Source organism: Allosalinactinospora lopnorensis (assembly GCF_000981225.1).
GTDB classification, from domain to species: Bacteria; Actinomycetota; Actinomycetes; order Streptosporangiales; family Streptosporangiaceae; genus Allosalinactinospora; species Allosalinactinospora lopnorensis.
The window spans coordinates 59,396-77,312 of record NZ_LAJC01000009.1; the positions used below are offsets into that span (position 1 = coordinate 59,396).

Here is a 17,917-nt window from a genome sequence, read left to right on the forward strand (position 1 = left end):
GGAACATGAATGAGGATGAGGGACGCGATTCCCGCGTTCTCGAAGAAAGCCTCAGTTGTATCAGCTTCCGCGACCCCTTGCGGTAACGGCCGGGTAACACGTCATGGGGTTTTCCGGGGAGGCCGCTGAAGGGGCGTATTGCGGCACACTACCCACCCGCGCGGTGCGACGGGGGCCTTTTCCCGGTTCACTCTTCCTCCGGGGTGAACGCCGCCGTCCGCCGCAGTCCGGCGGCTCGCCCCTTCCCGGCGACCACCAGAGCCATCTTGCGCGAGGCCTCGTCGAGCATCTCGTCACCGAGCATCACGGCTCCCTGGTGCCGCACCTTCGTGGCGTGCTCGTAGGCGTCCAGGATCAGTTCGGCGTGGTCGTAGTCCGCTTGGCTCGGCGTGTAGACCTCGTTGGCGGCGTCGACCTGGGCGGGGTGCAGGACCCACTTGCCGTCGAAGCCCAGCGCGGCCGTGCGCCCGGCCGAGCGGCGGAACGCCTCGACGTCCCGGATCTGCAGGTAGGGGCCGTCGATGGCCTGCAGGTCGTTGGCGCGGGCCGCCATCAGGATGCGCATCAGCACATAGTGATAGGCGTCCCCGGTGTCGTAGCCGGGCGGCTGCTCGCCGACCACCAGTGTCCTCATGTTGATCGAGGCCATGAAATCGGCCGGCCCGTAGACGAGGGTCTCCAGGCGGGGGGAGGCGGCCGCGATCTCGTCCACGGCGACCAGGCCGCGGGCGTCCTCGATCTGCGCCTCGATGCCGATACGGCCGCGCTCCAGACCCACGGCGCTCTCGATCTGGGTGAGCAGGATGTCCAGCCATCGCACCTGGGCGGCTTCGGTGACCTTCGGCAGGACCAGGCAGTCCAGGTTCGCCCCCGCCCGCTCCACCACCGTGATCACGTCGCGGTAGGTCCATTCCGTGGTCAGGTCGTTAACCCGGACCGTGCGGATCCTGCCCTCCCAGCCGCCCTCGTTCAGCGCGGCGGCGACGGTGTCGCGGGCCCTCTCCTTCTCGGAAGGGGCGACCGCGTCCTCCAGGTCCAGGAAGAAGGCGTCCACCGGCAGGCCGCGCGCCTTCTCGACGAACCGCGGGTTCGACCCGGGAACCGCCAGAACCGACCGGCGCGATCGTGACGTCACCGCACTCATGTCTCCTCCCCACGCTCGTCGGGTACCGCGGCGATCATCCTGCCAAACGCCGCGCGCTTCACCTCACCCCGGCCGCGGTTGCGGCGTGGCAACGGGCCTGGCGGCGGTCGTAGGGTGCCTACCGGGACACCGGAACGCAGAGGAGTCGAAGACCAGCCATGGACCGGTCGAACGCGGACGCCACGGCCCGCCCGGCCAGCGCGCACTGGGGGGCCTACCAGGTGCTGGTGGCCGGCGACCGGGTCGTGGGCGCGCGCCCCGACCCGGACGACCCCGCCCCTTCCCCGATCATCGGCAACACGCCCGGGGCGCAGCACCACGCCACGCGCGTCGCGCTCCCCGCGGTGCGCCGCCGCTGGCTGGAGAACGGGCCGGGCCCCGACGACCGCCGCGGCGCCCCCGACGACGAGTACGTCGCCGTGGAGTGGGAGACGGTTCTGGACCTGCTCGCCCGCGAACTCGACCGGGTCCGCGGCGAGTACGGCAACGCCGCCATCTACGGCGGCTCCTACGGTTGGGCGAGCGCGGGGCGCTTCCACCACTCGCAGAGCCAGCTGCACCGCTTCCTGAACAGCATCGGCGGCTACACCCGCAGCAGGGACACCTACAGCCACGCCGCCGTCGAGGTGCTGGTTCCGCACGTCCTCGGTGACCGCGGCGCCCACGACCTGCTGGAGCGGCCTCCCGCATGGGAGGCCGTCGCCGAGCACACCGACCTGGTCGTGTCGTTCGGCGGGCTGCGCGTCTCCAACACGTGGAACTCATCGGGCGGCCGCGCCGCGCAGACCGCCGAGCCGGCCATGCGGGCCGCGGCCAAGAACGGAGTGCGCTCCGTCTCCGTCAGCCCATTGCGCGACGACACCCTCGGCGACATCGGCGCCGAATGGCTGCCCGCCGCACCCGGCAGCGACACGGCGATCCTGCTCGCCCTGATCCATGTGCTCTTCGACGAGGGGCTGGCGGACACCGGCTTCCTGGACCGCTACACCGTGGGTGCCGCGGCGCTGCGGCGCTACGTCCGGGGAGAGGCCGACGGCATCGCCAAGGACCCGGAATGGGCGGCGGAGCTGTGCGGTCTGCCCTCCGCGGCGCTGCGCGATCTGGCCCGGCGGATGGCGGCCGGGCGGACGCTGCTGAACGTCGGCTGGTCGGTGCAGCGCGCCCGGTACGGCGAGCAGCCGCTGTGGGCGGGGATCGCGCTGGCCGCCTGCCTCGGCCAGATCGGCCTGCCCGGCGGCGGCTTCGCCTCCGGCTACGGGTCGACCGGCCGCTACGGCGGCGGCGCCACCCCGGGCGGGCTGCCCAGGTTCCCGCGGGGCGGGAACCCGATCGACTCGTTCATCCCGGTGGCGCGCGTCGCCGACATGCTGCTGAACCCCGGACGGCCCTACGACTACAACGGGGAACGCCGGAACTACCCCGACATCAGGCTGGTCGCCTGGTCCGGCGGGAACCCCTTCCACCACCACCAGGACCTGGCCCGGTTGAGCCGCGCGTTCGGCCGCCCCGACACCGTCCTCGCCGCCGAGACGCACTGGACCGCGACCGCGCGGCACGCCGACATCGTGCTGCCGTCCACGACCGCCCTGGAACGCGACGACATCGCCGCCAGTCAAGGCGACCTGCGGTTGCGCAGCATGCCCCAGGCCGTGACCCCGCGCGGTCAGGCGCGCGACGAGTACGACACGTACGCGGCCCTGGCCCGGCGGCTGGGGGCGGAACGCGCGTTCACCGAGGGGCGGAGCTCCGGCGCGTGGCTGCGGCACATCTACGAGGAGTGGCGCGGCGGCCAGGACGCGGATCTGCCGGACTTCGACGGGTTCTGGGCGGCGGGCGCGGTGGACATCCCGGGGCGGGTGCGCGACCGCGCCCTCCTCGCGGAGTTCCGGCGGGACCCGGACGCCGCGCCGCTGCGAACCCCGAGCGGCCGGATCGAGCTGTTCTCCGAGACGATCGCCGGCTTCGGCTACGCCGACTGCCCGGGACACCCGGTCTGGCTGCCCCCGGAGGAGCGGCTCGGGTCGCAGCGTTCCCGCCGGTGGCCGCTGCTGCTCATCGCCAACCAGCCCAGCGGGCGGCTGCACAGCCAGCAGGACATGGGGGCGCACAGCCGGTCCGAGAAGATCGGCGGCCGCGCCCCGCTCCGGTTGCACCCCGACGACGCGAGGGCGCGCGGGCTCGTCCCGGGAGACCTCGTCCGGGTCCGCAACGACCGCGGTTCCTGCCTGGCCGGGCTGCGGGTCAGCGAGGAGCTGCGGCCGGGGGTGGCCCAGTTGTCCACCGGCGCCTGGTTCGACCCGTCAGCGGCCGACGCGACCTGCGCCCACGGCAACCCCAACGTGCTCACCGCGGACGTTGGCACCTCCCGGCTCAGCCAGGGCTGCACCGGGCAGCACGTGCTCGTCGAGGTGGAGGGGTACCGGGGCGAGCCGCCCCCCGTCCGGGCGTTCGAGCCGCCGCGTATCAGCCCTGGCGGGACTCAGGGGACGCGGCCCAGACCGGCGTAGACGTCCAGGGGACGGGGGGAGCCGATGTCGGTGGAGTCCGGGCGCCACAGCGGGGTCGACACCACGCCGGGTTCCACGAGTTCGGTCCCGGCGAAGAGCTGCTCGAACTCTTGCGGAGTGCGGTTGCGGCGCGGGTTGGAACTGGTCTCGTTCCACAGCCGTATGGTCTTGCTGTACGCCTCTCGCGTCTCGCTGCCGGCGACGTCGGCGCCGTCAGAGATGGCGATGTAGCTGCCGGAGGGCAGGGACTCCCGCAGCCGGGCCAGGATCGCGTGCGCCTCGTCGTTGTCGGGGATGTGGGCCATAATTCCCAGCAGCGTGAGCGCGATGGGCCGGCTGAAGTCCAGCGTCCGGGCGGCCTCCCGCAGGATGGTCTCCGGGTCGCGCAGGTCGGCGTCGACGTAGTCGGTGGCGCCCTCGGGCGTGCCGACCAGCAGGGCGCGGGCGTGCGCCAGGACGAGGGGGTCGTGGTCGACGTAGACGATCCTCGACTCCGGAGCGAGGGCCTGGGCGGCCTCGTGGGTGTTGTTGTAGGTGGGCAGCCCGGTGCCGATGTCGAGGAACTGGCGTATCCCCGCCTCGCGGACGAGGTAGGTCACGGCGCGGACGAGGAACGCCCGCTGGGCGCGGGCGAGGTCCACGATGCCGGGGAAAAACGCCTGGATCTGGTCGCCGACCTCGCGGTCGATCGGATAGTAGTCCTTGCTGCCCAGCCAGTAGTTGTAGATCCGGGCCGAGTGCGGGACAGAGGTGTCGATCTCGGGCGGCCGCCGGCCCGGGCCGGCGGAAGAAGGAACGTCTGCCATGGGAATCCTCCGGATCGTGAAGGTGCTGCGCTGTGAAGAGGTGTGAGGATGCGAGGCCCTACCCGCCACTGGCGTGCCGGTCGGCCATCGCCGCATGGCCGGCGCCGCGTGGGGCGCTCTGGGAACCTGGTGGGCAGCCGGACGGGCGGGGACAGTCGCCGCGTGGGAGGCGCATCGTCCGCCAGCATGGCCATAACGGCATTCTAGAAGGTACGGGCGGCGCCCACGATCCCTTGAGCGCCGGCCCCTGCGCGGAACGTCCCCGCTCGACGAGCGCACCCTACCGGGCGCGGTCGGGCGCCGGCCCCGCGACGAAGCAGCGAACCGCAAGGGAGCGAGAGAGTGAGCGCAGTGGAGTACAGCCCGGGGGAGACGAGGATCGGGTTCGTCGGTCTCGGGATCATGGGCGAACCGATGGCGCGCAACCTGATGGCGGCCGGATTCGACGTGACCGTGCACAACCGGAGCAGGGAGGCGGTCGACCGGCTCGTCACCGCGGGAGCGAAGCCCGCGGGCAGCCCGGCGGCGGCCGCGGCCGCCGCCGACGTCGTCATCGTGATGCTCCCCGACGCCGCTGATGTTCGCGCGGTGGTCCTGGGGGAGAACGGCGTCGCCACCGCCCTGCGCGAGGGCGGGCTGCTCATCGACATGAGCACGATCTCGGCGGGGGTGACCCGGGAACTGGCCGAGACGCTGGAGCGGCAGGGCGTGCGGATGCTCGACGCCCCCGTCAGCGGCGGGCAGCAGGGAGCCGTGGACGCCGCGCTGACGATCATGGTCGGTGGTCGGGAGCCCGACTTCGAACGCGCCCGGCCGATCCTCTCCATGCTGGGGGCGAAGGTGACCCTGATCGGGGAATGTGGAGCGGGGCAGGTCGCCAAGGCGTGCAACCAGGTGATCGTAGCCGGCACCATCCAGGCGGTGGCCGAGGCGCTGACCCTGGCGCGGCACAGCGGGGTCGACCCCGAGCATGTCCGCGACGCGCTGCTCGGCGGGCTGGCGGGCAGCAAGATCCTCGAGGTGCACGGCCGGCGCATGCTCGACGACACCTTCGAGCCCGGATTCAAGACCCGGCTGCACCACAAGGATCTCGGTATCGCCCTGGAGGCCGCGACCGAGGCGGGCGTTCCGCTGTCCACAACGGCGCTGGTGCGGCAGTTCCTCGGCTCGCTGATCGCCACGGGCGACGGCGACGCCGACCACGCCGCGCTTGCCCGGGTGGTCGAACGCCTCTCCGGTTCGGACGAGGCTCGGGAGAGCCGGTGACCGCGCCGGAACTTCGGGGCGGACGGATCCGGCGTCCTCCGAAAAGGAAGTTTTTGAGCGGAAAAAAGCTTATCCTGTATAGCGAGGCCGGACATTGGGGCTGCGCCCGTCCTGAGCCGGCGCTGAGGGCGGTGCTACCGGTCGGCGATGGCACCCCGTGACTGGCCAGCGTCCAGACCTCGCGCGGCTGAAGGTGTCCCACGGCGGCACCGCGATGTTCCACAACGATGTCTTCCGCGCTGCGCCCCGGGCCGATCGTCGGCCCCTCACTAGCATCGTCCTCTTGGGACGGCATGTCGTAGTCAAGCCCTGGGGCGAGCGCGGGAGCTGCGTGCCGAGGGAGGCGACCAGCGGTGCATCTGGCTCTCAGCGCCTGGTGGCGTGGCCGCGATCTCGTGGTCGAGATGAACGGGGAGCTCGACATGGCCAGTGCCCCGCTGCTGCGCCGCCGTGTGACAGCGGTGAACGCGGCGCAGCCGCGGCATGTGCTGGTGGTGTGCGCCCGTCTGAGGTTCTGCGACGCCGCCGGACTTGGGGCCCTGGTAGGCCTGCGGCAGGAACTCCTCCAGATGGGATCCCACCTGGTGCTGGTGGCCCCCAGCCACCGGTTGCGCCAGGTGCTGAAGGTGACCTACATGGAGTCCCACTTCGCCGTCGCCGCAGACCTGGACACGGGCGGGATCGCCGGCGGGGCCGTCGAGGACGTCGACGGGGGTGCGTCCCCCTCCGGTCACGGCGACCCGGTCCACCGCATGGCCGAGGAGGACCGGCTCAACGATCCCCCCGGTGGCCACCCCGGCACCTCCTCGGAGGGAAGCCGTGAGCCCCCGCAACGCTGAGCGGGTACTCGACGTACCCAGGGACATTTCGGTGGCGCGGGCCTTCGTCTACGCCCGGATGCGGCACTGGGGCGGACGCCGGCTCCATCGCCACGGCGCGGCTGCTGGTCAGCGAACTGGTCACCAATGCTCTCGCGCACCCCGCCGGCCCGGCTCATCCTTGATGGGATCCTCGCGGGGGCGCTGCGTATCGAGGTCAGCGTTCCCTCCGCCGCCCTCGCCCGTCGCCGCGACGGCGTGCGGCCCACCGACACCTCCGGACGCGGCCTGCTCATCGTCGAGGCCCTCGCCGACGGCTGGGGCTGCCTGCCCACCGCTGAGCCCGGGCTCGCCAAGACCATCTGGTGCGAACTGCCCGACCGTGACCTCTCCCTGGCCTGAAGACCGAGCTTCATTGTTTTCGCCTACCAGCCTCGAAGGGAGACGCCGCCTGACACCGCAGCACCTGCCAGTCCCCGGAGAAGTTGTCGACAATGGGGTTGTCAACAACGACAATCGGCGCCGGCGCCCGGGCGGCGCGGTTCTCCAAGGGAATGCAGATGCGGCTGGTGTTCGTGCGTTCCCTGCTGAACCGGCACGATCTGCTGTTCCCGGACGAGCCCACCTCCGGGTTGGACCCGCGCAACGCGCGCATCGTCAAGGACCTCGTGCTCGACCTGAAGAGCCAGGGCCGCACGGTGTTCCTGACCACGCACGACACGGCCACCGCCGAGGAGCTGTGCGATCGGGTGGCGTTCGGGCCGCTGCCCAGTTAATGGCCCAACAAGGTCTACTGGCCGGCCGCCGAAGGCGCGGACTTCTGACCCCGCGCGGCGGCCGGCCTGGTCTGCAACGCGCTGCTCCTGCTGCTGGCGATTCGGGTCTTCAACCGCCATGCGGCCTGGAGGAACGACCCCCGCCAGGATCATTGCCGGGGCGCGTCGAGGGAGTCGAGGTGTTTTTGGACGCGGGCGGCCTCCGCGGTGCGGTGGTGGGTCTGGTAGAGGTCAAGGGCCTGCTGCCAAAACTCGTAAGCTGTAGCGTTCTCGCCCAAAGCAAAGTGGACGTCGCCGAGACGCTCCAAGGGTTCGGCCTCGTTCCAGACGTGGCCGATCTCTCTGCTCAGGGCGAGCGCCTGGTGGTGGTAGTCGAGGGCGTGGCGGTGCTGGCCGCTGTGGTGGGCGATGTAGCCCAGGCTGCCCAAGGCGTCGGCCTCGCCGCGGCGGTCGCCTTCGGCCCGGGAGAGGGCGAGGGCCTGCTCGCAGTAGCGGTGCGCCTGGTCGTGGTCGCCGAGTTGGGCGTGGCACCCGCCGACCGCGCTGAGGCTCTTGGCCTCCCACAGCCTCTGGCCGGCCAAGCGGTACAGCTCCAGGGCGCGCTCGGCGTGCCACAGCGCCCGATGGTGGTCGCCTTGGCGTTCCCAAGTCTTGGCGAGCCGGTAGTGCGCCTGGCCCTGGCCTTCGGCGTCGCCGGTCCGGTCGAACAGGGCGGCGGCCCGCTCCAGGTGAGTCTGCCCCTCGGTGAAGTGGCCCGCCGCGCTGGAGGACATCCCCAACCCGAGGCGGGCCAGGGCCTGCACGGCCGGATCGCCGAGCTGTCCGGCGGTCTCCAGGGCGGCCTGCCACATGCCGACATCCTCCCCGAGGCGGCCCCGCATCCCGCTGAAGTCCAGCAGGACCCCGGGCAGTCGCCAGACCAGGCCGTGCCAGCCCAGCTCGCAGGCGATCTGGTGGGCGGCCAGCAGGCAGGGCAGTTCGGTCTCGAACCACTGCCGGGCCGCTGTCGCGCCGGCGAACCGGTGCGGGGTGCAGCCCTCGGTCGGCTCCTCCAGTTCCAGGCGGACCGTCCAGGCGTTGTCGCCGCGGCCCGGCTGGTAGGGGTCGAACATGCGGCGGGCCTGGTCGGCGGTGTGCAGGTAGAAGTCGACCAGGCGGCGCAGTGCGGCATCGCGCTCGGCCTGGTCCTGCTCCCGGTGGGCGCATTCGGCGGCATACAGGCGGACCAGGTCGTGCAGTTGGTAGCGGCCGGGCGTGTGCTGGCGGATGAGGTGGGCGGCCTCCAGAGTGCGCAGCAGGGCGCGGGTGGCCGGCAGGGTCCGGGCGGTCAGGGCGGCGGCGGCCGCCAGGCTGATGTCGGGGCCTGGGGCCAGCCCCAGCAGGGCGAACACCAGCGCGGCCTTCGGTTCCAGGGCCTGGTAGGAGGCGGAGAACACCGCGCGCACATCGGCGCTCAGATCGCCGGCGTCCAACGCATCCAGGCGGTCGGCCCTCTCCTCCAGCTCCGCGGCCAGCACGGCGAGCGGGAAGTCGGGCTGGGCGGCGGCGCGGGCGGCCACGATGGTCAGGGCCAGCGGCAGCCCGGCGCAACGCTGCAGGATCTGGGCCACCGCTTCGGGTTCCTGGGCGATGCGGGCCTCGCCGAGTCGGCGGGCGAGCAGTTGACGGGCCTCGCTCTGGTTCAGCATCCCCAGGGCCAGCGGAGTGGCCGCGTGTTCGGTGACCAGGCCGGCCATCTGGTGGCGGCTGGTGATCAGCACGGTGCAGCCGGAGTTGCCCGGCAGCAGCGGACTCACCTGGGCGGTTTCGCGGGCGTTGTCCAGCACGATCAGCATCTGCCTGTCGGCGACCAGGCTGCGGTACAGCCCGGTCTGGGCCTCCACCTCGCGCGGGATGGCCGCCGGCTCCACCCCCAGAGCGTCCAGGAAGCCGCGCAGCGCCTCCGCCGGTGGCACCGGCGGCCCGGAGGGGTCGAAGCCGCGCAGGTTCACATACAGCTCCCCGTCGGTGAACCACTGGCGGTGCTCGTGGGCCCAGCGCAGCGCCAGATAGGTCTTGCCGGTACCGCCGATACCGCCGACCGCCGCTATCACCACCGTCCCGCCCTCCTCATCGCGGGGGGCCAGCGCCTCGGAGAGGCGGGCCAGCTCCTGGCCGCGGCCGGTGAACAACGCCGGCGGGGTGGGCAGTTGGCGCGGCACCACCGACGGCACGGCCGCTGCGGGGACCGCCGCCGCGGGGGCGGCCGGAGCGGGGTCGAGGTTCGGGTCCGCGGTCAGGATCTGCTGGTGCATCTGCTGCAACGCGGGACCGGGCTCGATGCCGAGTTCCTCGATCAGCCGGAGCCTGGTGTACCGGTAGTGCTCCAGGGCATCGGCGGTGCGGCCGCAACGGTGCAGAGCGAGTATGAACTGGCCTGCGAGGCGCTCGTCCAGCGGGTGCTCCGCCGCCAGGTCCGTCAGCGGCGCGAGCATCTGGGTGTGCCGGCCGCGGCGCAACTGGACGTCGTTGCGGTCCAACTCGGCCGCGAGCCGTTCCCGCCGCAGGCCGCTGCGCAGGGAGTTGATCCACGGGGTGTCCAGGGTGGCGAAGGGCTCCCCCCGCCACAGGCGGAACGCCTGCTCGAACAGGGCCGCGGCGTGGTCGTCCTCGTCGGCCGCGCGGGCCCGGCTGACCAGGTGGCGGAACCGGTGCAGGTCCACCGCCTCGGCGTCAGCGGTCAGCACATAGCCGCCCGCCTGCCGCGTGATGGCGACGCCTTCCGCCGGCAGTACCCGACGCAGGCGGGACAGGTAGGTGTAGAGCGTCTTGCGGTTCCGGGACGCGCCGTGGTCCTCCTCCCACACGCGGTCGAGGAGCTGGTCGACGGAGACGACGCGGTTGACGTCCACCAGCAGCGCCACCAGTACCAGCCGCTGCCGCGGATGACCCACGTCGATGGGGTGGCCCTCCCACCACACCTCGACGCTGCCCAGGACACCGAGTTCCACCGCCACCGGAGCACCCCCCTTCCCGGACGGGATCCGTCCCTTCGGATTCCCGGCCTGACGAGCCGGTTCAAGGTTTCCTCAACCTTGTCCTCATACCTGATCGGCCATCCTAGGGCTGCTGCCGCCCATAAGGGGCCCAAGCAGTCGAATGCGTTCATTCCGCCTGAAGCTGACGGGATGGCGGGGGCTGGACGCATGAATCGGAAGGGGGGACGAGGACAGTGCGGCTCCACCGTATGGACCTGTGCGTCCGAACAATGGACCGGCAGGACATGGTCTCCCCTCGAAGAACCGGGGGACAGGTGCGGGTGGACGGTCCGCTTGCCCTGTTCCTGCTGCAGTGGCCGCCGTGCCCGTGCCGGCTTCGCTGATCGCGATTCTCCCGGCGCCGTGCCGCCTTCTACGACCGGAACGACGATGGTCGTCCGCCGCGGCTCGCACTCGACGCGGCCGTGAACACACCTTCCCTCTGCCCACGCAGAACACGGTGCGCGGACGCCTCCGCGGAAACAGCCGCAGTCCACCGCTTGGCAGTCATTACCGGATTCACAGCCGAGGAATTCATATGCAGGTCGCCTCAAGTGATAAGAGCACGACATCGCTGTTGTCGTATTTCGGTAGTGAAGTACGCCGCTACCGACTCGCGGCCGGGCTCAGCCAGGAGCGCCTGGGCAAGCTCACCCACTACACCGCCGGGATGGTCGGACACATCGAAAACGCCAAGCGTATCCCCTCGCCGGATTTCGCCGAGCAGGCCGACCAGGTACTCCACGCCAACGGCGCTCTGGCCAAACTCTGGCCCCTGCTGACCGACTCCGCCCGCCCGAACTGGTTCCGGCCCATGCTCGAGCTCGAACAGAGCGCCGTCGTCATCCACGAGTTCGAGACGATCACAATCCCTGGACCGCTCCAGACGGAGGGCTATGCGCGCGCTCTCTTCGCCTGTACCCACCCGACGGTCTCCGATGAGGAGATCGGCGAGCTCATAGAGGCGCACACCTACCGCCAGCGACTGCTCACCAAGCGGACCCCGTCGCATCTGGTCTTCACCCTGGACGAGGGGGTCATCCGGCGCCGGATCGGCGGGAACAGCGTCATGGCCGAGCAGCTCAGGCACCTGGTCGCGGTAGCCGAACTGCCGAACGTGCATCTGCAGGTCATCCCGTTCAGCACCCAGGAGCACCCCGGGGGGCTGCGGCCGTTCCGGATCATGGGGTTCGGCGAGGGGGCGGACGTCCTGTACTCGGAGGCGTTCGTCAACGGCCACATGACCAGCGACTCCGAGCAGTTGCGCAGGCACCGGCTGGCCTTCGACCTCATCCTGGCCAAGTCGCTCTCCCAGGACGACTCCCGGATGCTCATCCAGCGCGTGCAGCAGGAGATCCGACCCTGATCAGAGGTCAAGGGGCAACCAGATCCTCAACGGTCAGGGCTGCGCGCCGGGCGGTGAGTTCGGCGCGGAGGACCTCCAACAGCCGCCCGTTCCGTTGCTGTCCTGCTCGCCGTCGCGGCACCAGAAGGCCGAGTCGAGGCCGCGGTAGGTGGTGGGGGCGTCAAGGCAGCTCTCTGATCATGCCCTCGACCAGTTCGATCGACGCGGACGGTTCCAACGCCACGTGGAGTAGGCACCGGACGGTTTCCTGGTAGGTGGCGATTTCCCGCGGGTCTTCGAGGAAGACGGAGGAGAGCTTGCCCTCCACGTGGACGGCCCCCGGCCCGTTGTGGAACTCGAACAGCGTGCACGGACCTTCGGCGCTCGCGTGGTGCCCGGCGGCGAAGGGAATCACCCGGAAGGTGATGTTCGGTCGCGATGCCGCATCGACGAGTTGGTGGAGCTGCCGGCGCATGATCTGCGGATCGCGGAACCGGCGAAGGGCCCCTTCGTCGATGATCGCCCGCAGTTCCGGGGGATCGGGGCGCGTAAGGACCGATTGCCGTGCCATGCGTACCGCGACCTTGGCCTCGATGTCGCGAGGCTGATCGTCGAACCTGCTCGCCCGGATGATGTCGCGAGCGTACTCGGCCGTCTGCAGCAGGCCGGGGACGAGGACCAGCTCGAAGTTCGTGATCGTGGCCGCTTCCTCCTCAAGCGCGATCATCGTCTGCGCTTCGGTGCTGAGCCGCCCCGCGTACGCCTGCCACCAGCCGGGTTCGTTGGCGCGTTCGGCCAGTTCCAACAGCTCGCGCCGCCGGGGCGGCGGCACCTCGTATAAATCGAGCAGCCGTTCCGTCTCATCCACGCTTATACCGCGTTTACCATTTTCGATACGGCTGATCGTAGGGCCGGACATGTCGACTCGTTCGCCGACGGCGTCCGTGCTCAGTCCAGCCGTGTTCCGAAGCTGCTTCAGCTCGCGGCGCAAACGGCGCGCGGGTCCTGTCGAGTTCAGCTTCTGTGTCATCAACGACATCCTCCTCGTCGAGCCCTTATCGGGGTTTCGGGGCGTCACCGGTCGCATACGCATGGCATAGAATGAAGCGCTTCTATTGTTCTGAAGCGCTTCGCAATTTACCGGATCTCTTCTGTCTTGGAGACGTTGTTTCACGCTCCGTCGCGGAGCGGAATCATGGAGTGCCCCCTACTCATCTTTCAGGAGAGCGCTATGCCTTCCCTCGCTACTCTCGGTTCCGACCGGCCGACCTCCTTCCAGGCCAAGCGCCGTTACCTCGCCGCCCTCGCCGAAGCCCTGTTCTGTCTGGGCGTCCGGGCGCTGCTGCCGGTAGGGCACAAGGACGCACCGGTCCTCTATGTACGGACCGGTGGGCGTACCGTCGCCGTCCTCGTCGCCGAGAGTCCGGACGGCTGGACCTTCCTCGCCCCTGGTGTGCGGCTCGACATCGTCGATCCCGGAAACGCCGCGCGGCGGCTGGCCACCGCTTTCCATCCGCCACCGCCGGACGTGGACTCCACCCCGGTCGCCCCGCGACGGCAGCGCTTGCGGGCGGTGGGGTGACCATGGGCATGTTCGTCGTCAACGAGGAGTGCCGCTTCCCGGGTGACCACGAAGGGCTGCGGCAGAGCCGCCGCCGCACCCGTCGCGCGCTGGTCCCCATTTACCCCCAGATCCTCGACGACGCCGAACTGTGCGTGGACGAGGCGTTCACCAACGCGCTGGTCCACACGCGCAGCGGCACGCCGGGCGGCCGCGTCACGCTGCGGCTGTACGCCCTGTGGTGCGGCCCGCTCTACATCGACGTCCTCGACGAGGGCCCGCTGAAGGAGGACGACCGGCCGGCCGTCGACCCGTACGCCCTCGATCTCGGTGCCGAACGCGGCCGCGGCCTGTTCCTGATCTCCCGGCTCACCCATTACTGGTCCTACGTCCCGGGGGCCCATGGCGGCTGCCTGTGCCTCGCCTTCAACGTCCCGGCCCTGGAAGCCGCCGGCCGCGCCGCATCCGGTTGAGTGGAGCGGTTCCGTGCCAGGCGGGCGACCGGCCCCGGCCGCGCCTCCCACTCTGCAGGCGCGGCCGGGACCGCCCCTATTCGCGGTCGCTCCCCGCAACCGCGGCACGAGCGCGGACGCTCCGGCCGTCCGCTCAGATCACCACGGTTATGCCTGGTAGTGCAGGATGACCGCGCCGGACTTCTCGAACGCCGTGACATCCACAAGGCGAAGGTCTCGCTGGCGGTCGGACGCCCCGAACAGCGACTGGCCGGCGCCCAGCAGGACGGGATGCACAGCGAGGTGGTACTGGTCGACCAGATCCAGCTCCATCAGGCTCTGGACCGTCCGGGCGCCGCCGAACACGACGACGTCCCTGCCGGTTCTCCGCTTCAGTTCCGCCACCCCGTCCGCGACGTCGCCGCCGATCCGGGTCGCCGGCATCCAGTCGAGCGGCACCGGAGTCGTCGAGACGACGACCTTTGGAATGGTGTTCAGCAGCCGGGCGTTCTCGGCATCGGGGCCTGTCGCCTGCCCCTCCGCTGTTGGCCAGTAGCTTCCCAGCAGCTCGTAGGTCACGCGCCCGAGCAGTATGGCGTCGACGCCGCGCAGGACGCCCGTCATGTGGCCGTCGACCTCCGGGTCGGCGGCATCGGTGAACCACTCCATCTCCCCGTTCGGCCCGGCCGTGTACCCGTCAAGCGTCACGAACATCGACGCGATGAGCTTTCCCATGAGTCCCCCAAGCCGTCTCCGTGGACAGGTGTACCTCTACGGACCGTCCCGGCGGGCGGAACTCATCGGTGCGCCCCGGCCGCGGCCGGCGGTGCCGCGCCCCCGCATTCCGGGTGCGGTCGCCGCCCAGTAGCCTCGACCAGGGCGGAAGACAGTCCGTTCCCGGTCGCGAAGCACATCGAGGAGAGCACATGCCCGAGTCGTCGCGGTTGTGGGGGGAAAACCTCACCCTGGCCTACGACCAGAGCGTCATCTCCCGGGATCTCGGTATCAGCATCCCGGACAACTCCTTCACCGTGATCGTCGGCCCGAACGCCTGCGGCAAGTCGACGCTGCTGCGCGCGCTGTCGCGGATGCTGAAACCCGCCGCGGGCGCCGTCCACCTCGACGGCCGGCTGATCGGCTCCTACCCCTCCAAGGAGGTCGCGCGGCGGCTCGGCCTGCTGCCGCAGTCCTCCATCGCCCCGGACGGCATCACCGTCGCCGACCTGGTGTCGCGCGGGCGCTACCCGCACCAGAAGCTCCTCAAGCAGTGGTCGCGCACCGACGAGCGCGTCATCGACGAGGCCATGGACGCCACGGGCGTGCGCGAGCTGGCCGACCGGATGGTCGACGAGCTCTCCGGCGGCCAGCGCCAGCGGGTGTGGCTGGCGATGGTGCTGGCCCAGCAGACGCCGCTGCTACTGCTGGACGAACCGACCACCTACCTCGACATCGCCCACCAGATGGACGTGCTCGACCTGTGCGCGCAGATGCACAGGGAAAGGGAGTACACGCTGGTGGCGGTACTGCACGACCTGAACCACGCCTGCCGGTACGCCACCCACCTGATCGCGATGAAGGACGGCCGGGTCGCGGCAGAGGGGAACCCGCGCGACATCGTCACCGCCGACCTGGTGGAGGAGGTCTTCGGGCTTCCGGTGCGGGTCATCCCCGACCCGGAGACGGGCACCCCTCTCGTCGTCCCGGCCGACCGCCGGAGCAGGGGGGAGCGGCACGGCTGTCGGGAGGCCGGGCCGGAGCTCGACGCGGCCGGAACCGAGGCCCGCCGGACCGCCTGATCCTCCGGCGCGCCGCCGGCGTCCTCACGGGTCGCCGGTCGCGAACGCCGGGCCGCCCCGCCATATCCGCTCGGCCTCCTCCAAGAGCGCCTGCCCGGTGACCTGCTCGATTCCCATCAGGCGCCGAGGGTGACCAGCATGGCGTTGTGCTCCTTCGGCATGGCCCGGACCAGCTGCCGCCCGTAGGTCTGCAGGTAGCCCATTGCCGCCACGCTGTCCTGGTTGTCGCCGAGCACCTCCTGCAGCCGCGCCGCCCACGAGCGGATCCGCGTGGCGGGTTCGCCCAGGGCGGGTTCGGCGAGTGTCGCGGCGTAGCGGGCGCGCTTGGCCGCCTTGCGGACGTCGTGCCAGGCGACCACGCGGGTCTCGGTGTCCTCCGCGGTCCGTGCTTGCTCGTGATCGCTGGCCAACTGCCGAAGCGCCCGGTCCAGGTCGTCGCTCAGCACAGGGCCCGCCGCCTGCCAGGCCCGCCTGTGCAGGGGAGGGGAGACGCGCAGCTCATCGAGGGCGCTGAGCAGGGCGAAGTAGCGTTCGCTGGACAGTTCGCGCGAGACCTGGGAGCGCGTGCGCCGCTGCTGCTTGTCGAGCAGGTCCAGCCAGCCGTCGGTGACGTTCTCACCCGCGACCTGGGGCGGCAGGACGGCGATCCGGCCGGCGAACCGGTGCCGCAGGACCTCCAGGTCGCGCGGGGCGCTCAGCGCGTTCGCGAAGCGGCGCAGGCTGTCGGCGATCGGGTACACTTGCCGCCGGTCGATGACCGAGGGGAAGGTCTGCAGAACGGTGCGGATCCTGCGGGTGGTCACCCGCATCTGGTGGATCGAGTCCTCCTCGGCCAGCCGTACCTGCAGGTCGTGGTTCAGCATCTGTTCGATCTGGTCCCACAGGTAGCCGAGCACGACATCGCCCGCGCTCGTCCCCTCCGGCCGGAGGGGCGGTGCCGGTACCCGGTCGCCGAGGAGGTACAGCAGCTTGGTGCCCACACCGGACGGGCGCGCGCCGGCCGCGGCCAGCAGGCCGCCGGTCCGCACGAGCAGATCCTGCGACCCGCCGGCCAGTTCGACCTCGATCTCCCGCCAGGACAGTTTTACCGTCTCGTTCTCCGTGGCGATCAGCACCTCACCGGTGACGCGGTCGTCGGCGACCAGCGCATCCGGGGATTCGCCGTCCTTGCCGAGCAGAGCGTGCTCGGTGCGGTCCGTCAGGATGCGGGCCACCGGGAACAGCGCCGCGCCGCGCGAGGCGGAGGCCACGAGACGGGCCAGCCGCGCCGGAACGCGGCGGGCGTGCGTCCCCAATGGGGCGTGGAACTCCCGCTTGCCGTTGCTCCCCCACGGGAGTTTCAGATGCCACCCGGCGTCGGTTCCCCCGGTGCGGCGGCGCAGCGTGATGCGGCGCGCGGCCAGGCGAAGGTCCTGCGTGTCGAAGTAGGTGGCGGTGAGGCGGTGCGCACGGGTCTCGATTCCGCCGGGTGCCAGCTCCCGCAGGTCCGGCAGTTGGAAGTCCGCGCTGACCCGATAGGTCGCCTCGATCTTGGTGGACTCGGTCACCGGCTGCTCCCACAGTGCGGGCGTGTCCGGGGCCGGACAGTGGCCGGACGCACATCCATTTCATCACAGCAGGTGAGGCCGAGGACAGGTCCAGTGGTCCCATACCCGGGGGTCTAACGGTGCTCCTCGTGTCCTCTTACCGTCGACTAACCCGGGTAGGAAAGGATGGTCACATGAGCTCAGCAAGCCGCGTGCTCGTCGCCGATGACGACCGTGCCATCCGGGACTCCCTCGAACGCGCCCTGGAACTGGAAGGCTACGAGGTTCGAACGGCCCACGACGGCGTCCAGGCGCTGGCCACCGCCCACTCCGAACCGGTGGACCTGCTCGTTCTCGACGTCATGATGCCCGGGGTCGACGGGCTCGGGGTGTGCCGGGTCCTGCGCGCGGAGGGGGACCGGACCCCCATCCTGATGCTCACCGCGCGGGTCGAGACCGCGGACCGGGTGGCCGGTCTCGACGCCGGGGCCGACGACTACCTGCCCAAGCCCTTCGAGCTCGACGAGCTGTTCGCCCGGCTGCGGGCCCTGCTGCGCCGCGCCGTGCCGGTCACCGACGACGGCCGCCCCGAACCCCCGCTCCAGGTCGGCGACCTGCGGTTGGACCCCGGCGCGCGCCGCGTGTGGCGGGGTGGGCACGAGGCGGAGCTCTCCAAGACCGAGTTCGACCTGCTGGAGCTGCTGGTCCGGAACGCGGGCATCGTGCTCGACCACGCGACGATCTACGACCGCATCTGGGGCTACGACTTCGGCCCCGAGTCCAAGAACCTCGCCGTGTACATCAGCTACCTGCGCCGCAAGCTCGAACCCGAGGGGACTCCGCCGCTGATCCAGACGGTGCGCGGCGTGGGGTACACGCTGCGGCCCCAGACGCCGCGATGAG

At 70.9% G+C, this 17,917-nt stretch carries 16 protein-coding genes; 10 read left to right on the top strand and 6 right to left on the bottom strand.

Annotated elements, in window-relative coordinates; translation table 11 throughout:
• Positions 1-187: 187 nt before the first annotated feature.
• Positions 188-1,144 carry an HpcH/HpaI aldolase/citrate lyase family protein gene (locus tag VS93_RS05220; protein ID WP_046468867.1) on the bottom strand — a complete coding sequence of 319 codons (957 nt, stop codon included), beginning with the start codon at positions 1,142-1,144 and terminating at the stop codon, positions 188-190.
• A 158-nt stretch (positions 1,145-1,302) separates the two neighbouring features.
• Between VS93_RS05220 and VS93_RS05225 the strand changes: the two genes are divergently transcribed.
• Positions 1,303-3,651 carry a molybdopterin-dependent oxidoreductase gene (locus VS93_RS05225; protein ID WP_046468868.1) on the top strand — a complete coding sequence of 783 codons (2,349 nt, stop codon included), beginning with the start codon at positions 1,303-1,305 and terminating at the stop codon, positions 3,649-3,651.
• Here VS93_RS05225 and VS93_RS05230 read toward each other — a convergent pair.
• Positions 3,624-4,457 (bottom strand): SAM-dependent methyltransferase, encoded by an 834-nt coding sequence (locus tag VS93_RS05230; RefSeq protein WP_046468869.1) that lies wholly within the window; start codon positions 4,455-4,457, stop codon positions 3,624-3,626. The genes VS93_RS05225 and VS93_RS05230 overlap by 28 nt on opposite strands.
• 342 nt (positions 4,458-4,799) lie before the next feature.
• Between VS93_RS05230 and VS93_RS05235 the strand changes: the two genes are divergently transcribed.
• From VS93_RS05235 to VS93_RS05250, 4 genes are all read left to right on the top strand, one after another.
• Entirely contained in the window at positions 4,800-5,723 is a 924-nt protein-coding gene (locus VS93_RS05235; protein ID WP_236700355.1) for a 2-hydroxy-3-oxopropionate reductase, read from the top strand.
• Positions 5,724-6,076: 353 nt separating this feature from the next.
• Entirely contained in the window at positions 6,077-6,562 is a 486-nt protein-coding gene (locus VS93_RS26705) for an STAS domain-containing protein (protein WP_052745546.1), read from the top strand.
• A 126-nt stretch (positions 6,563-6,688) separates the two neighbouring features.
• Complete coding sequence (locus VS93_RS30030; RefSeq protein ID WP_052745547.1) at positions 6,689-6,943, top strand: ATP-binding protein; 255 nt, start codon at positions 6,689-6,691, stop codon at positions 6,941-6,943.
• Positions 6,944-7,035: 92 nt separating this feature from the next.
• Positions 7,036-7,317 (top strand): AAA family ATPase, encoded by a 282-nt coding sequence (locus VS93_RS05250; protein ID WP_156184690.1) that lies wholly within the window; start codon positions 7,036-7,038, stop codon positions 7,315-7,317.
• A gap of 149 nt (positions 7,318-7,466) precedes the next feature.
• Here VS93_RS05250 and VS93_RS05255 read toward each other — a convergent pair whose 3' ends face one another.
• Positions 7,467-10,313 carry an AfsR/SARP family transcriptional regulator gene (locus VS93_RS05255; RefSeq protein WP_046468871.1) on the bottom strand — a complete coding sequence of 949 codons (2,847 nt, stop codon included), beginning with the start codon at positions 10,311-10,313 and terminating at the stop codon, positions 7,467-7,469.
• A 559-nt stretch (positions 10,314-10,872) separates the two neighbouring features.
• Here VS93_RS05255 and VS93_RS05260 point away from each other — a divergent pair.
• Entirely contained in the window at positions 10,873-11,700 is an 828-nt protein-coding gene (locus VS93_RS05260) for a helix-turn-helix domain-containing protein (RefSeq protein WP_046468872.1), read from the top strand.
• A gap of 160 nt (positions 11,701-11,860) precedes the next feature.
• On the opposite strand, the gene VS93_RS05265 is transcribed toward VS93_RS05260, so the two are convergent.
• Positions 11,861-12,709: a helix-turn-helix domain-containing protein gene (locus VS93_RS05265; protein ID WP_052745548.1), complete on the bottom strand. Its 849-nt coding sequence runs from the start codon at positions 12,707-12,709 to the stop codon at positions 11,861-11,863.
• Positions 12,710-12,910: 201 nt separating this feature from the next.
• Between VS93_RS05265 and VS93_RS05270 the strand changes: the two genes are divergently transcribed.
• Complete coding sequence (locus VS93_RS05270; protein WP_046468873.1) at positions 12,911-13,261, top strand: hypothetical protein; 351 nt, start codon at positions 12,911-12,913, stop codon at positions 13,259-13,261.
• A 2-nt stretch (positions 13,262-13,263) separates the two neighbouring features.
• Complete coding sequence (locus VS93_RS05275) at positions 13,264-13,713, top strand: ATP-binding protein (protein WP_046468874.1); 450 nt, start codon at positions 13,264-13,266, stop codon at positions 13,711-13,713.
• 147 nt (positions 13,714-13,860) lie between these two features.
• On the opposite strand, the gene VS93_RS05280 is transcribed toward VS93_RS05275, so the two are convergent.
• A complete protein-coding gene (locus VS93_RS05280; protein ID WP_046468875.1) occupies positions 13,861-14,427 on the bottom strand; it encodes a dihydrofolate reductase family protein in 567 nt (188 codons plus the stop codon).
• Positions 14,428-14,618: 191 nt separating this feature from the next.
• Between VS93_RS05280 and VS93_RS05285 the strand changes: the two genes are divergently transcribed.
• On the top strand, positions 14,619-15,488 hold the full coding sequence (locus VS93_RS05285) for an ABC transporter ATP-binding protein (protein ID WP_046468876.1): 870 nt from the start codon (positions 14,619-14,621) through the stop codon (positions 15,486-15,488).
• A gap of 116 nt (positions 15,489-15,604) precedes the next feature.
• Here VS93_RS05285 and VS93_RS05290 read toward each other — a convergent pair whose 3' ends face one another.
• On the bottom strand, positions 15,605-17,035 hold the full coding sequence (locus VS93_RS05290) for a CYTH and CHAD domain-containing protein (protein ID WP_156184691.1): 1,431 nt from the start codon (positions 17,033-17,035) through the stop codon (positions 15,605-15,607).
• Positions 17,036-17,208: 173 nt separating this feature from the next.
• Here VS93_RS05290 and VS93_RS05295 point away from each other — a divergent pair, with 173 nt between their 5' ends.
• Positions 17,209-17,916, top strand: a complete 708-nt coding sequence (locus VS93_RS05295; RefSeq protein WP_046468877.1) for a response regulator transcription factor — start codon at positions 17,209-17,211, stop codon at positions 17,914-17,916.
• Position 17,917 lies beyond the last annotated feature (1 nt).